General features: G+C 73.7%; 13 protein-coding genes. 10 read left to right on the plus strand and 3 right to left on the minus strand.

The window, feature by feature from the left end; all coding sequences use genetic code 11:
* Positions 1-8: 8 nt before the first annotated feature.
* Together OSR43_RS06540 and OSR43_RS06545 are read left to right on the plus strand one after the other, a co-directional pair.
* Entirely contained in the window at positions 9-1,388 is a 1,380-nt protein-coding gene (locus tag OSR43_RS06540; protein WP_302270382.1) for a folylpolyglutamate synthase/dihydrofolate synthase family protein, read from the plus strand.
* Positions 1,385-1,789: a DUF4233 domain-containing protein gene (locus OSR43_RS06545; RefSeq protein WP_302270383.1), complete on the plus strand. Its 405-nt coding sequence runs from the start codon at positions 1,385-1,387 to the stop codon at positions 1,787-1,789. The genes OSR43_RS06540 and OSR43_RS06545 overlap by 4 nt, the downstream gene beginning before the upstream one ends.
* A gap of 9 nt (positions 1,790-1,798) precedes the next feature.
* Here the strand turns inward: OSR43_RS06545 and OSR43_RS06550 are convergent, their stop codons facing one another.
* A complete protein-coding gene (locus OSR43_RS06550) occupies positions 1,799-3,136 on the minus strand; it encodes a PLP-dependent aminotransferase family protein (protein WP_302270384.1) in 1,338 nt (445 codons plus the stop codon).
* Positions 3,137-3,201: 65 nt separating this feature from the next.
* Here OSR43_RS06550 and OSR43_RS06555 point away from each other — a divergent pair, with 65 nt between their 5' ends.
* The 7 genes from OSR43_RS06555 (at position 3,202) to rodA (ending at position 10,541) form a co-directional block, all read left to right on the plus strand.
* Complete coding sequence (locus tag OSR43_RS06555; protein WP_302270385.1) at positions 3,202-3,888, plus strand: pyridoxamine 5'-phosphate oxidase family protein; 687 nt, start codon at positions 3,202-3,204, stop codon at positions 3,886-3,888.
* Between the two features lie 10 nt (positions 3,889-3,898).
* Positions 3,899-4,312: a nucleoside-diphosphate kinase gene (gene ndk, locus OSR43_RS06560; protein ID WP_302270387.1), complete on the plus strand. Its 414-nt coding sequence runs from the start codon at positions 3,899-3,901 to the stop codon at positions 4,310-4,312.
* A 314-nt stretch (positions 4,313-4,626) separates the two neighbouring features.
* Complete coding sequence (locus OSR43_RS06565) at positions 4,627-5,655, plus strand: rod shape-determining protein (protein WP_302270388.1); 1,029 nt, start codon at positions 4,627-4,629, stop codon at positions 5,653-5,655.
* On the plus strand, positions 5,655-6,656 hold the full coding sequence (gene mreC, locus OSR43_RS06570) for a rod shape-determining protein MreC (protein WP_302270389.1): 1,002 nt from the start codon (positions 5,655-5,657) through the stop codon (positions 6,654-6,656). Before OSR43_RS06565 ends, mreC begins: the two co-directional genes overlap by 1 nt.
* Positions 6,653-7,165, plus strand: coding sequence for a rod shape-determining protein MreD (mreD, locus tag OSR43_RS06575; RefSeq protein WP_302270391.1), 513 nt, complete (start codon positions 6,653-6,655; stop codon positions 7,163-7,165). Before mreC ends, mreD begins: the two co-directional genes overlap by 4 nt.
* Complete coding sequence (gene mrdA / locus OSR43_RS06580; RefSeq protein WP_302270393.1) at positions 7,162-9,303, plus strand: penicillin-binding protein 2; 2,142 nt, start codon at positions 7,162-7,164, stop codon at positions 9,301-9,303. Before mreD ends, mrdA begins: the two co-directional genes overlap by 4 nt.
* A complete protein-coding gene (gene rodA, locus OSR43_RS06585; RefSeq protein ID WP_302270394.1) occupies positions 9,300-10,541 on the plus strand; it encodes a rod shape-determining protein RodA in 1,242 nt (413 codons plus the stop codon). Before mrdA ends, rodA begins: the two co-directional genes overlap by 4 nt.
* Positions 10,542-10,586: 45 nt before the next feature.
* On the opposite strand, the gene OSR43_RS06590 is transcribed toward rodA, so the two are convergent.
* Entirely contained in the window at positions 10,587-11,708 is a 1,122-nt protein-coding gene (locus OSR43_RS06590; RefSeq protein WP_302270395.1) for a calcium:proton antiporter, read from the minus strand.
* Positions 11,709-11,776: 68 nt separating this feature from the next.
* On the opposite strand from OSR43_RS06590, the gene OSR43_RS06595 reads away from it, so the two are divergent.
* A complete protein-coding gene (locus OSR43_RS06595) occupies positions 11,777-13,789 on the plus strand; it encodes a TIGR03960 family B12-binding radical SAM protein (protein WP_302270396.1) in 2,013 nt (670 codons plus the stop codon).
* Between the two features lie 36 nt (positions 13,790-13,825).
* Here the strand turns inward: OSR43_RS06595 and OSR43_RS06600 are convergent, their stop codons facing one another.
* Positions 13,826-15,178 carry a glycoside hydrolase domain-containing protein gene (locus OSR43_RS06600; RefSeq protein ID WP_302270397.1) on the minus strand — a complete coding sequence of 451 codons (1,353 nt, stop codon included), beginning with the start codon at positions 15,176-15,178 and terminating at the stop codon, positions 13,826-13,828.
* Positions 15,179-15,286 lie beyond the last annotated feature (108 nt).

The following is a 15,286-nucleotide window of genomic DNA, read 5'->3' on the forward strand; positions in this document are numbered from 1 at the left end:
CGGGGACGATGACCGACTCCACCGCCCCCGACGCCCCCCGCCTCGCCGAGACCTTCGCCGAGGTGGAGGACGCGCTCCTGTCCCGGTGGCCCGAGACCCGGCTCGAGCCGTCCCTCGACCGCATCCGCGCCTTCACCGAGCTGCTCGGCGACCCGCAGGCCGCCTACCCGGTCATCCACCTGACCGGCACCAACGGCAAGACCTCGACCTCGCGGATGGTCGACGCCCTGCTGCGCGGGCTCGAGCTGCGCACCGGTCGGTTCACCAGCCCGCACGTCGAGCGGATGAACGAGCGGATCAGCATCGACGGCGAGCCGCTGGACGACGAGGCGTTCGTGGCCGCGTTCAACGACGTCGCGCCGTACACCCACCTGGTCGACGAGGACCAGCCGCACCCGCTGTCGTTCTTCGAGACCGTCGTCGGCATGGCGTACGCCGCGTTCGCCGACGCCCCGGTCGAGGTCGCGATCGTCGAGGTGGGCATGGGCGGCACGTGGGACGCCACCAACGTCGCCGACGGCGCGGTCGCCGTGGTGACGCCGATCGCCATCGACCACACCCGCTACCTCGGGGGGTCGGTCGCCGCGATCGCCCAGGAGAAGGCCGGGATCATCAAGCCCGGCGCCCAGGTGGTCCTCGCCCAGCAGCCGCCGGAGGCAGCGGCGGTGCTGCTCGAGCGCGCGGCCGAGGTCGGCGCGACGGTGGCCCGCGAGGGCCTGGAGTTCGGCGTGGTCTCCCGGGTGCCCGGCGTCGGGGGCCAGCTGGTCTCGCTGCAGGGGCTGCGCGGCCGCTACGACGACGTCTTCCTGCCCCTCCACGGCGCGCACCAGGCGCAGAACGCCGCGGTCGCGCTGGCCGCGGTCGAGGCGTTCCTCGCCGGGGGCGACGAGGGCCAGCCGCTCGACGAGGACCTCGTCCGGGCGGCGTTCGCCGAGGTGACCTCGCCCGGCCGGCTCGAGGTCGTGCGGCGCTCGCCCACGGTCCTGCTCGACGCCGCGCACAACCCCGCCGGCGCCGAGGCCACGGCCGCGGCGATCGAGGACTCCTTCACCTTCTCCCCGCTGATCGGGGTCCTCGGGGTGATGGCCGACAAGGACGCCGAGGGCCTGCTCGCGGCCTTCGAGCCCTCGCTGGCCCACGTCGTCTGCACCCAGAACGGCACCGACCGGGCGATGCCCGCCGAGGAGCTGGCCGAGGTCGCCCGCGGCATCTACGGCGAGGACCGGGTCTCGGTCTCGCCCCGCCTCGCGGACGCCATCGACGCCGCGGCCGCGCTGGCCGAGGCGGGCGAGGCGGTCGGCAGCCCGCTGGGGTCCGGCGCCGTGCTGGTCACCGGCTCCGTCGTGACCGTCGGCGAGGCGCGCACGCTGCTGGGAGGAGCCCGATGAGCAACCCCGAGCAGCGCTCGCCGCGACGCGGCATGTGCGCGGCGATCCTCTGCCTCGAGGCGATCGCTCTGGGCCTGACCACGCCGGTGATGATCTCGGTGGCCGACGTCGACACCGGCGTCGCGCTCTCGATCGGGCTCGGCCTGATGGTCGTGTGCCTGCTGCTCTCGGGGATGCTCCGCAAGCCCTGGGCGTACGGCGCCGGGTGGGCGGTGCAGCTGGCCGCGGTCGCGCTCGGCTTCGTCGTCCCGATCATGTTCGTCCTCGGCGGCATCTTCGCGCTGCTGTGGGGGACCGCCGACCTCCTCGGCCGCAAGATCGAGCGGGAGCGCGCCGAGGCGTACGCCGCCTTCGCCGCCGAGCAGGGCACGCCCGCACCCGGGACGACCCCCGAGCCCTGAGGCCCCGGCTCACGCCAGCGCGGTCGTCAGCGCACGCAGCGCCTGCGCCAGCTGCTGGTCGGTGCACCCGCCGAACCCGACGACGAGCCCGTGCAGGCCGGCGCTGCGGCAGTGGTCGGCCAGCAGCGGCACGTCGAACCCGGCGGCCCGCGCGGCCGCGTGCGCCCGCAGCGCGTCGGCCTCGTCGAGGCGGAGCGTGGCGTACATCCCGGCGACCGGCCCGGCCAGGTCGCCGTACGGCTCGAGCGCGGTGGCGACGAGCTCCGCGCGCTGGGCGTAGCGGCGCCGGGCGGAGCGGACGACCCGCTCGACGTACCCCTCGCGCAGCAGGGAGAGGAAGGCCCGCTGCACCGGCCACGCCGCGGCGTCGTGGGTCACCTCCCGCGTCCGGTCGACCCGGTCGAGCACCGCCGGCGGTGCGACCAGCCACCCCAGCCGCATGCTCGGGGCGACGGTCTTGCTCGCCGTCCCGAGGTAGGCGACCCGCTCCCGGTCCAGGCTCGCGAGGGCGGGCACGGGCGCCACGTCGTAGCGGAACTCGGAGTCGTAGTCGTCCTCGACGACGAGCGCGCCGGCGTCCCGGGCCGCAGCGAGCAGGGCGACCCGCGCCTGGCCCGGCATCGTGTGGCCGAGCGGGTGCTGGTGGGCGGGCGTGACGTACGCCGCCGCGAGCCCGGTGAGGTCCCAGCCGGCGGGGTCGGCGGCCGGCAGGTCCACCACGGTCCGGCCGAGCAGCTCCGCGACCGCGGCCGCGGAGCGGTAGCCGGGGTCCTCCACGCCCACGGCGCCCGGCGGCAGGGCGGCGAGGACGTGGCGCAGGCCGTCACCCGTCCCCGTCGTGATGCGCACGTCGTCGGGCTCGACGTCGAGGCCGCGGGTGCGCGCGAGGCGGGCGGCGAGCTCGACCCGCAGCGCCGGCAAGCCGCGCGGGTCGTCGTAGCCCTCGGGCGGGCGGGCCGCACCCACGTCGCGCCACGCACGCCGCCACGCGTCGGCGTACCGCGGGTCGATCCAGGGCGTGCCCGTGCCCAGCCGGACGAGCGGCGAGCCGGCGGACGCGGGAGCCGGGCGGCGGCGCGGCGGGGGAGCGAGACCGGTGCCCCCGGCGACGAACGTCCCGGCGCCGTGACGGCCCTCCAGCCAGCCCTCCGCGACGAGCTGGGCGTAGGCGCGCTCGGCCACCGCGCGGGCGACGCCGAGGTCCGCCGCGAGCGCGCGCGTGCTGGGCAGGCGCGTCCCGACCGGCAGCCGCCCGTCACCGACCTGGCGACGTACCTCGTCGGCGAGCTGGGCGCCGAGGGTGCGGTGGTCAGCGCGGTCGAGGACGACGGCGAGCGTCCGTGCCAATGGCCTGCCTCTTTCGTGCCGAAGTGGCTGCTGAGTCTAGGCCACTTCGCGGGCATCCTGGAGCAGTGACGACGAACGCCGCCCCGCTGTCCCCGACCGCCCGCACGACCGTCCGGCGCGGGAGGGAGCGCGTCGTGGACGCCCGCGAGCGCCTGCACGACCTCTTCGCCGACGGGCTGGTGGCACACGTCGGGGTCGTCGTGGGGGACCACCCGCTCGTGCTGCCCTGCGCGTACGCCGTGGACCCGGCCGGCCCGGACGAGGGCGGCTCGCTCTACGTGCACGGCTCGGTGGCCTCGGTCTGGCTGCGGGCCGCCGTCGGCTCCACGGTCTGCGTGACCGTCACCGAGCTGGACGGGCTGGTCACCGCCCGGTCGGCCTTCCACCACTCGATGAACTACCGCTCGGCCGTCGTCATCGGCACCGCCCGCCTGGTGGAGGACGAGGCCGAGCGCGCCCGTGCCCTGGACCTCGTCGTCGACCAGATGGTCCCCGGTCGGGCGGCGACCCTGCGCCCCAGCACGCGCAAGGAGCTCGCGGCGACCGCCGTGCTCGCCGTACCCCTCCACGAGGCGTCGATGAAGGCGCGCGCGGGCGGTCCCAATGACGACGCCGAGGACGTCGCGGCGGGCACCTGGGCCGGTCACGTGCCGCTGCGGCGCGTGGCCGGGGCGGTGGTGCCGGCGCCAGAGGCGGACGGACCGGTACCCGAGGACGTGGCTGCCCGTGTGCGCGACCTGGCGGCTCGATAGGGTCCGTGCCATGACCGAGCGCACCCTCGTCCTCCTCAAGCCCGACACCGTCCGCCGCGGCCTGGTCGGCGAGGTCCTGTCCCGGTTCGAGGCCAAGGGCCTCTCCCTCGTCGCGATGGAGCTGCGGCACATCGACGCCGCCAAGGCCGACGAGCACTACGCCGAGCACGTCGAGCGCGACTTCTACCCGCCGCTGCGCGACTTCGTCACCAGCGGCCCGCTGGTCGCCCTGGTCCTCGAGGGCGACAGCGCGATCGAGGTCGTGCGCGCCCTCAACGGCGCCACCGACGGCCGCAAGGCCGCTCCCGGCACCATCCGCGGCGACCTCTCGCTCTCCAACCGCGAGAACCTCGTCCACGGCTCCGACTCGCCCGAGTCCGCCGCCCGCGAGATCGCGATCTGGTTCCCGCAGCTCACCCTCTGAAGCCGCGCCCCGCCCCGCTCGGGCCTGGGGCTCCTGTGACTCGTGGGGCTCCTGGGACCTGCAACATCCCAAGTGAACGTGGGATGTTGAAGGTTCTCTGGTGTTGCAACAGCAGGGAAGCGTCAACATCCCAAGTGAACCTGGGATGTTGAACCTCGCCGACGCGCCCGACCACACCCGCCACACCTGACACACCGACGCGCGGCGTGCCTCCACGGGAGGACGGCGCGCGGTCCTTACGCTCCCGGTGGGCGCTGCGGTACGTCGTGCGCCCGCGACTTCCCCGGACGCGACGGACCTGCGAGGCACCAGGCATGGCGAACAGCTTCATCGGCCGCGACATGGCCGTGGACCTCGGCACCGCCAACACGCTCGTCTACGTCCGCGGCAAGGGCGTGCTGCTCGACGAGCCGAGCGTCGTGGCGATGAACGTCTCCACCGGCGAGGTGCTCGCGGTCGGGCACGAGGCCAAGCGGATGATCGGGCGCACCCCGGACGGGATCACCGCGATCCGGCCCCTCAAGGACGGCGTCATCGCCGACTTCGAGGCCACCGAGCAGATGCTGCGGTTCTTCATCCAGCAGGTCCACAAGCGGCGGTACTTCGCCAAGCCGCGCATGGTCATCTGCGTGCCCAGCGGCATTACCGCGGTCGAGCAGCGCGCGGTCAAGGAGGCCGGCTACCAGGCCGGCGCCCGGCGCGTCTACATCGTCGAGGAGCCGATGGCCGCGGCGATCGGCGCGGGGCTGCCGGTGCACCAGGCCACCGGCAACATGGTCGTCGACGTCGGCGGCGGCACCACCGAGGTCGCGGTCATCTCCCTGGGCGGGATCGTGACCAGCCTCAGCGTGCGCACGGCCGGGGACGACCTCGACGCGGCGATCGTGGCGTGGATGAAGAAGGAGTACTCCCTGATGCTGGGGGAGCGCACCGCCGAGGAGGTCAAGACGACCCTGGGCTCGGCGTTCCCGATGGCCGAGGAGCCGGAGGCCGAGATCCGCGGCCGCGACATGGTCTCGGGCCTCCCGCGCACGGTCGTGGTCTCGAGCTCGGAGATCCGCCAGGCGATCGAGGAGCCGCTGCACGCCATCGTCGACGCGGTGCGCGCGACGCTCGACCAGACACCGCCCGAGCTGGCCGGCGACATCATGGACCGCGGCATCGTGCTCACCGGCGGCGGCGCCCTGCTCCGCGGCCTCGACGAGCGGATCCGCCACGAGACGGGCATGCCCGTGCACGTCGCGGAGGAGCCGCTGACCTCGGTCGCGCTCGGTGCCGGCAAGTGCGTGGAGGAGTTCGAGGCGCTGCAGCAGGTGCTCGTCACGGAGCCGAGGCGGTTCTGATGGCGGTCGACCTCTTCGAGCGCGTGCAGCGCGGTGCCGGGCAGCAGTCCGGCCAGGACAAGCGGCAGCGCGGACTGCGCGGCCCGCGCGAGCGGCGTTGGCGCGTCACCGAGCGGCTCGAGGACCGCGGCCGCCCCCGGCGCTCGCTGGTCGTCGCCCTCCTGCTGGCGTGCCTCACGCTGATCACCCTGGACTCCCAGGCCGGCGACAGCTCGCCGGTCGAGCCGGTCCGCCGCGCGCTCGGCGAGGTGTTCGGCCCCGTCGAGGTGGGCGCGGCCGCGGTGGTCGGCCCGTTCGCCGCGGTGCCGTCGTGGTTCCGCACGCACGGCGACCTGCGCGAGGAGATCGGCGACCTCGAGGCCGAGAACGCCCGGCTCCGGACCGAGGTCAACACCGCCGACTACGACCGCAACCGGCTCACCGAGTACGACGGGCTGACCGCGGCCGCCGAGGACCTCGGCTACTCGCTGGTGCCGGCCCGCGTGGTCGGCCTCGCGCCGGCGCAGTCGTTCTCCAGCACCGTCACCATCGACGCCGGCTCCGTCTCGGGCCTGCGCCCGGACATGACCGTGATGAACAACGACGGCCTGGTCGGCCGCGTCATCCGGGTCACGCGCACCACCGCCACCGTGCTGCTCATCGTCGACGCCGACTCGGTCGTCGGCGGCCGCGTCGGCTCCTCGATGGAGCTGGGCTCGGTCAAGGGCCGCGGCCAGCTCGGCTCGACCGGCCGCCTGGACCTGGAGCTGATCGACGAGGCCAACGTGCCCCGCAAGGACGACGCCGTCGTCACCTGGGGGAGCGAGGGCGGCGCGCCGTACGTCTCCGGCGTCCCGATCGGCCGCGTCACGGCCGTCTACTCCAGCCTCCGGGAGACCGCGCAGCGGGCCGTCGTCGACCCCTACGTCGACTTCTCCTCCCTCGACCTCGTCGGCGTCGTGGTCCCCTCGGGCACCGCCTCGGACCGTGCCGTCATCGAGGCCGACGGGAGCGTCCGGTGAGCCCGGTCCGCACGGCCGCGGCCGTCGCGGCGGTGGCCGTCGCGCTCGTCCTCCAGGTCTCGGTCTTCTCCCACCTCGCCTGGGAGGGGGTCGTGCCGAACCTCGTCCTGCTGGTCGTCGTCGCCACCGGCCTCGTCCGCGGCGCGGAGCCGGCCATGGTCCTCGGCCTCGTCGCCGGCGTCGTGCTCGACCTCGCACCCCCGGCCGACCACGTCGCCGGGCGCTGGGCGCTGGCCCTCGTCGTGGTGGGGTACGTCGCCGGGCGGGTGCGCCAGGACGTGCGGCCCACCGCCGGGTCGGTCGTCGCCACCGTCGCCGCGTCGTCGTTCGTCGGGACCTCCGTCTTCGCGCTCACCGGGATCGTCCTCCAGGACCCCGCCCTGGGCGTCGGCGAGGTCCTGCAGGTGATCGCGATCGGCGTGTTCTGGGACGTGCTGCTCACCCCGCTCGTGCTGCCGGTGGTGATGGGCGCCTTCCGCCGCCTCGAGCCGGCCCGGGCCTCCGCATGAGCGCCGCCGAGGCCGCCAGCCGCCGCAGCCGCCTCCGGCTCGTCGTCGTGCAGGCGCTGGTCTTCTCGCTGTTCGCGACCCTCTTCGTGCGGCTGTACTACCTGCAGGTGGTCAGCGGCGAGCGGTACACCGCGCAGGCCGCCGACCAGTCGGTGCGCGACATCGTCGTCCAGCCCCAGCGCGGGCTCATCGTCGACGACATGGGCCGCCCCCTGGTCACCAACCGGACCGCCTGGGTGGTCTCGGTCGACCGCGGCATGCTCGCCAAGATGGGCGAGGGCCAGCAGGACAAGCTCGTCGAGCGGCTCGCCCAGGTCAGCGGGGTGCGCGCGGGGATGATCCGCAAGCGGCTGGTCACCTGCGGCTCGAAGGGCAGCGTCGTGGGCGCGTGCTGGAACGGCTCGCCGTACCAGCCGGTCCCGGTCGCCTCCGACGTCGAGCAGTCCGTCGCCCTGCGCATCCTCGAGCAGCCCGAGGACTTCCCGGCCGTGCTGGCCGAGCAGCAGACCGTCCGCAACTACCCCGAGCCGTACGGCGTGAACCTCGCGCACGTGCTGGGCTACCTCAGCCCGATCACCGAGGAGGAGCTCGACTCCGCCGAGGAGGACGGAGACGAGTCGGTCAACGGCGCCTCGTCGGTGGGCCGGGCCGGGGTGGAGAAGCAGTACGACCGCTGGCTGCGCGGGATGCCCGGCTACCGCAGCGTCGCCGTGGACTCGATGGGTCGCGTGCTCGGCGACGACGGGGAGGTCGAGGCCACCCCGGGCGCGACGCTGGTCACCTCGATCGACGCCCGCGTCCAGGGCCTGGTCGAGAAGGAGCTCGCCGCCACGCTGCAGCAGGCCCGCACCGAGGTCGACACCGTCACCGGCCGCCGCTACGAGGCCGACTCGGGCGCGGTCGTGGTGATGGAGGCCGACACCGGCCGGGTCGTCGCCATGGCCAGCCAGCCGACGTACGACCCCGGCGTCTGGGTCGGCGGGATCACCAAGAAGCAGCTCGCGCACCTGTACTCCGAGGCCGCCGGCACCCCGCTGCTCGGCCGCGCCACCCAGGGCCAGTTCGCCCCTGGCTCGACGTGGAAGCCGTTCATGACGGCCGGCGCGCTGACCAACGGCTACACCGAGGACACCCGGCTGGCCTGCTCCTCGGGCTTCCAGGTCGGCAACCGCGTGTTCAAGAACTACGAGTCCGGCGCCTACGGCTCGATCGGCTTCGACAAGGCGCTCGAGGTCTCCTGCAACACCTTCTTCTACCGGATCGGCTACGACTACTGGCAGCGCTTCGGCTCCGACGTCGACGACGTCGAGGCCAAGGACCCGCTGGTCGAGGAGGCCAAGACCTTCGGCTTCGGCGACGAGACCGGCATCGACCTCCCCGGCGAGGCCTCCGGCCGGATCGCCGACCGGAAGTGGAAGCGCGCCTACTACGACTCGATGAAGGACTACTACTGCGGCATCGCCGACGAGCCGCAGGACGCGAAGACCTCCGACTTCGTCTACCGGTTCGCCCGCGAGTTCTGCATCGAGGGCTTCGCCTACCGCGCCGGTGACGCGGTCAACTTCGCCATCGGCCAGGGCGACACGATCGTCACGCCCCTGCAGCTGGCGCGCGCGTACGCCGCGCTCGCGAACGGCGGCACCCTGTGGGCGCCCCGGGTCGGCAAGGCGATCGTCGACCCGACCGGCAAGACCATCCGCGAGATCAGGCCCAAGAAGGTCGGCTCCGTCGGCCTGCCCGCGTCGGTCCTCGACTACATCGACACCGCCTTGAAGGGCGTCAGCAGCCGCGGCACGATGAGCTGGAAGCTGCCCGGCTTCCCGCTCGAGGAGGTCGACATCCGGTCCAAGACCGGCTCGGCCGAGGTCTACGGCAAGCAGTCGACCTCGTGGGTCGCCTCCTACACCGACGACTACGTCGTGGTGATGATGGTCAGCCAGGGCGGCACCGGCTCGGGCCGCAACGGCGACTCCATCCGACGCATCTACGAGGCGCTGTACGGCGTCGAGGGCGCCACCGTGGACCCGCGCAAGGCGTTCATCCCCGGCACCGAGCCGCCGGCCGGGCTCCCGACGTTCATGGCCGACGGCTCGATCCTGCCGCCGGGCCGCTCCGAGCAGCAGGAGGAGGGCCGATGACCGTCACGCGACTCACCCCGCGCGTCGCCGTCCGGCCCGCCGGCGGGACCGCGTCGCGGACCGCTGGCCGGACCCGGCTCGGCACCACGGTGCGGGCGCCCGGGCTCGACTGGTGGCTCACCGGCGCCGTGCTGGCCCTCGTGGTGCTCGGCACGCTGCTGGTGTGGTCAGCCACCTCGGCCCGCGACACGCTCACCGGCGGCGACTCCACGGCGTACCTCTCCAAGCACGTCACGAACGTCGCCATCGGCGTCGTGCTGATGGTCCTGGTCATGGCCACCGACCACCGGTGGGTGCGCATCGTCGCGCCGCTGGTCTACCTCGCCTCGATCGTCGGGCTCGGCCTGGTGCTCTCCCCGCTGGGCAGCACGATCAACGGGTCGCGGTCGTGGATCAACCTGGGCGGGATGTCGATCCAGCCCTCGGAGTTCGCCAAGCTCGCGGTCGTGATCGGCATGGCGCTCCTCGTCGCCGAGCGCGCCGAGGGGCGCTGGCGGGCCCGCGTCGGGACGGGGGAGGTGGCCGGCATGCTGGCCATCGCCGGCCTGCCCGCGGCGCTGATCATGCTGCAGCCCGACCTCGGCACGATGCTCGTGCTCTCCGCGACCGTCTTCGGCGTGCTCGCGGTCTCCGGCGCGCCGCGCCGCTGGCTGCTGCTCCTGGTCGGCGGGGGCGTCACCGCGGCCGTCGCGGCGGTCGCCGCCGGAGCGCTCAAGCAGTACCAGGTCGACCGGTTCCTCGCCTTCACCAACCCCGACCTCGACCCCCGCGGCGCCGGCTACAACGTCGAGCAGGCGCGGATCGCCGTCGGCAACGGCGGGCTCTTCGGCCAGGGCCTCTTCGACGGCTCCCAGACCCGCTCGGGCTTCGTCCCCGAGCAGCACACCGACTTCATCTTCACCGTGGCCGGCGAGGAGCTCGGGCTGCTCGGCGCCGGCCTGCTCATCGGCCTGCTCGTCGTCGTCCTGTGGCGCGCGCTCGTGATCGCCGCGCGCACCGACGACGTCTTCGGCCGGGTGGCCGCCGCCGGCATCGCCTGCTGGTTCGGGTTCCAGGCGTTCCAGAACATCGGCATGTGCCTGGGCATCATGCCGGTCACCGGCGTCCCGCTGCCGTTCGTGTCGTACGGCGGCTCCTCGATGTTCGCCGGCATGCTCGCCATCGGGCTGCTGCAGAACATCCACCTGCGGGCCACCGCCCCCGCCGCCACCCGGTTCGCCGGGCTCGCCGGTCGCTGACCGGGTCCGTCGGCCTGGGCCCGCAGGCCCCTCACCCAGGCCCGATCAGGGGACCACGGAGAGGAACAGGAACGCTCCGAACAGGACGAGGTGCACCAGTCCCTGCTGGGACTTGGCGCGACCCTGGGCGACCGTGAGCGCCGAGACGACGACGGTGATCGCGAGCAGGACGAGCTGGGTGGTCTCCAGGCCCAGGACGAGCGGACCGTCGAGCCAGATCGAGGCGACCGCGATGGTCGGGACGGTCAGGCCGATGGAGGCCATCGCCGAGCCGTAGCCGAGGTTCAGGCTGACCTGGACCCGGTCGCGGGAGGCGTTGCGGACCGCCGCGATGGACTCGGGGGCGAGCACCAGCAGGGCGATCACGACACCGACGACGGCGTACGGCGCGCCGAGGCTCGTCACGCCGTCCTCGATGGTGGGGGAGAGCAGCTTGGCCAGGCCGACGACCGAGACCAGCGCGACCACGAGCATGACCAGGCTCAGCGCGGTCTCGCGGCCCGAGGGCGGATCGGCGTGGTCGTCGCCGTCCTCGTCGAGCAGGCCGGTGATCCGGCCGTACTCGTCGCTGGTGACCGGCACGAAGAAGTCGCGGTGCCGCACGGTCTGGGTGAAGACGAAGCCGGCGTACAGCACGATCGAGGCGACGGCGGCGAACGCCAGCTGCGAGGCGGAGAACTCCCGGCCGTCGCCGGACGTCGTGAAGCTCGGCAGCACCATCGTGAGGCTGGCCAGGGCGATCACGGTCGTGAGCGCCGTGCCGGTGCCCGAGGGGTTGAAGCTCACCAGGTGGTGCTTGACCGCGCCGACGAGGAGGGCGATCCCGACGATGCCGTTGAGGGTGATCATCACCGCGGCGAAGACGGTGTCGCGGGCGTAGGTGCTCGTGCCCTCCCCACCGCTGGTCATCAGCATGACGATCAGCCCGACCTCGATCACCGTCACGGCGACCGCGAGGATCAGCGACCCGAACGGCTCGCCGACCTTGTGCGCGACCACCTCGGCGTGGTGCACCGCGGCCAGCACGGCACCGACGAGCGCCGCAGCGATGAGCGCCAGCACCGCCCAGTGCGAGTGGCTGGCCCACGTGGCGGCGAGGACGATCAGGGCGACGACCGGCACGACGACCGACCACTGGAAGGGACCACGGACGGCGGGGGAGCTCACGACTTCGAACCTATCGGTCGGCGCACGTACGCTTGACCAGTCCCGATCCGCCCTGCGAGAGGTCGCCCATGTCCGCCCCTGAGTCCGTCTTCCCGCGGCTCGAGCCCCGCCTCCCCTCGGTGTCCAAGCCGATCCAGTACGTCGGGGGCGAGCTCAACTCCACGGTCAAGGACTGGGACTGCGGCGCGGGCACCGAGGTCGGCGAGACCGTCCGCTGGGCCCTGATGTACCCCGACGCCTACGAGGTCGGGCTGCCCAACCAGGGCGTCCAGATCCTCTACGAGGTGCTCAACGAGCGCGACTGGATCGTGGCGGAGCGCACGTACGCCGTGTGGCCGGACATGGAGAAGGTCCTCCGCGAGGGCGACGAGCACGGCCCGATCCCGCAGTTCACCGTCGACGGGCACCGACCGGTCCGCGCCTTCGACGTGCTCGGCCTGAGCTTCTCCACCGAGCTCGGCTACACCAACATGCTCAACGCCCTCGACCTCGCCGGCATCCCGCTGCACGCGGCCGACCGCACCGGCGAGGACCCGGTCGTGCTGGCCGGCGGCCACGCGGCGTTCAACCCCGAGCCGATCGCGGACTTCCTCGACGCCGCCGTCCTCGGCGACGGCGAGGAGATCGTGCTCGCGATCTCCGAGGTCGTCCGGGAGTGGAAGGCCCAGGGCCGGCCCGCCGGCGACATGCCCAGCCCGCGCGACGAGCTGCTGCGCCGGCTCGCGGTCAGCGGCGGCGTCTACGTGCCGAAGTTCTACGACGTCGGCTACGGCGCCGACGGCGCCATCGCCGCGGTCGTGCCGAACGTCCCCGGCGTCCCGTACCGGGTCACCAAGCACACGCTGATGGACCTCGACGCGTGGCCGTACCCGGCCAAGCCGCTGGTGCCGCTGGCCGAGACCGTGCACGAGCGGTTCAGCGTGGAGATCTTCCGCGGCTGCACCCGCGGCTGCCGGTTCTGCCAGGCGGGCATGATCACCCGCCCCGTGCGCGAGCGCTCGATCGAGACGATCGGCGCGATGGTCGAGAACGGCATCCGCAGCTCCGGCTTCGAGGAGGTCGGCCTGCTCTCGCTCTCCAGCGCCGACCACACCGAGATCGGCGAGGTCGCCAGGGGCCTGGCGGACCGGTACGAGGGCCAGAACGTCTCGCTGTCGCTGCCCTCGACCCGCGTCGACGCGTTCAACATCAACCTGGCCAACGAGTTCTCCCGCAACGGTCGCCGCTCGGGGCTGACCTTCGCCCCCGAGGGCGGGTCGGAGCGGATGCGGAAGGTGATCAACAAGATGGTCACCGAGGAGGACCTCATCCGCACCGTCGCCGCGGCGTACTCCCACGGCTGGCGGCAGGTGAAGCTCTACTTCATGTGCGGCCTCCCGACCGAGACCGACGAGGACGTGCTGCAGATCGCCGACCTCGCCAAGCGCGTCATCGCCAAGGGCCGCGAGGTCTCCGGCCGCAACGACGTGCGCTGCACGGTGTCGATCGGCGGGTTCGTGCCCAAGCCGCACACGCCGTTCCAGTGGGCCGCGCAGCTGGACCACGAGACCACCGACGAGCGCCTGCGCAAGCTGCGCGACACCGTGCGGGAGGACAAGAAGTACGGTCGCGCGATCGGCTTCCGCTACCACGACGGCAAGCCCGGCATCATCGAGGGACTGCTCTCGCGCGGCGACCGTCGCGTCGGCGCGGTCATCGAGCAGGTCTGGCGCGACGGCGGCCGGTTCGACGGCTGGAGCGAGCACTTCTCCTACGACCGCTGGGTCGCCGCCGCCGAGCAGGCGCTGGGCGCCCTGGCCCCCGTCGAGGGCGGCGGCGTCGTCGACCTGGGCTGGTACACCACCCGTGAGCGCGGCTACGACGAGGTCCTGCCCTGGGACCACCTCGACTCCGGCCTGGACAAGGACTGGCTGTGGGCCGACTGGGAGGACGCTCTCGCCGTCGCCGACGGCTCCTCCGACGTCGAGGTCGAGGACTGCCGCTGGACGCCTTGCTACGACTGCGGCGTGTGCCCGGAGATGGGCACCGAGATCCAGATCGGCCCCACCGGGCGCCAGCTGCTCCCGCTCAGCGTCGTCTGAGGTCGGTCGGCCCGGGCACCGACCTGCCCGCAGGCGTCAGACCCGCCCGGCGCGCAGGGCGGTCCAGGTGTCGGCGGCGACGACACCGGTGACGGGCCGGCCGACCCGGCGCTGGTAGGTCGCCACCCAGCGGCTCGTGGCGTCGTCGAGGACACCTGTGACCCGGAGGTCGGCGGTGGTGGCGACGTTCAGCGCGCGCTGGAGGCGGCGTACGGCGTCCTCGGCGGAGCCCACCTTGAGCAGCGGGCCGGAGCCGGCGGCGAGCAGGCTGGTCCAGGTACGGCGGTCGACCCGGCCGGTGGCGGACAGGTCGCGGGCGCGCTGGTGCTTGCGCACGGCGGCCGCCACGTCGCGGTCGAAGCGGCCGTCGACCCGGCCGCGGTAGCTGCCGCGCTGCTTGAGCAGGCACTGCGCGGCCTCGACGACCGCGCCCCGGCGGCCCTTGGCGAGGGACGGGTAGTCGGCGCGGTCGAGGCGTACGCCGCCGCACGCCCGCGGCGCGCGGGGAGCCACCGAGCCGCCGCCGACGTGCAGGAAGTTGCGGTCGATGGCCAGCGTGACGCCGCCGTAGGTCGCGCTCTGGTCGAGGGCGTACTGGTGCACGCGCTCCCCGGTCCAGCTGCCGGCGCGGACCTTGTCGGAGAACACCGTGTCGGCCCGGCCGTTCGCCCAGGCGAACCACACCTGGTCGGGCATCTCGTAGGAGCCGGCGGAGAGGTTGTCGGCGTTGTCGAGGGCGTGGATGCCGTCCGCGATGTTGGAGTAGACGCCGGAGCGGTGGCCCAGGGCGTGCAGCCCGGAGGTCCAGCCCGACAGGAATCGCAGCGCGGAGCGCCGGCAGTCGGTGTCCTCGAGGTCGAAGCCGCCCTCGAGGTCGTACCAGAGGGTGCTGCCCCGGGCGATGCCGAGCGCGCGGGCGCGCTGCACGGCGGCGGCGGCCTCCACCCGGCCCTGGGCGTCGGCGGCGGCGTAGGCGTCCGTGGACGTGGGGTCGATCCGGTCCGGGTAGCTGCTGCACGAGGCCTGGGGCCCGACCCAGAGGGGCAGCAGCCGCCAGCCCGCGGCCGTCTGCCGGCTCACCCAGGTCGCGTCGAGGTGCGGCTGGCCCGACGCCGGGTCGGCCGGGTCGGGCCGGCACGACATCGTCGAGCCGCCGAGGTAGACGCCCACGCCCCAGAACGGCGAGGACGTCAGCCAGGCGTCCATCTCCGACTGCGTGGGCGCGCACCGCGCGTCGAAGGCGTAGCCGGTGAAGGCGCCGGGCGCGGGCTCGGCCGCGGGGGCCGGTGCGGCGACCGCCACGGTCGCGACGGTCGCCGCCAGGCCGGTGACGAGGCCGGTCAGGAGCGCGCGCAGCGCCCCCGTGCGTGGTCGGTGCGAAGCGGTCACGGACGTCTCCCGAGAGGTACGGCGTCGTGCGGCTCCCGACGGCCTGACCGCACCCTACGACGTGACCGGCGCCTCAGGCAGCCGGACGCCGCAGCGGACGCGGCGCCC

It is taken from the genome of Nocardioides sp. Arc9.136 (genome assembly GCF_030506255.1).
Lineage (GTDB): Bacteria > Actinomycetota > Actinomycetes > Propionibacteriales > Nocardioidaceae > Nocardioides.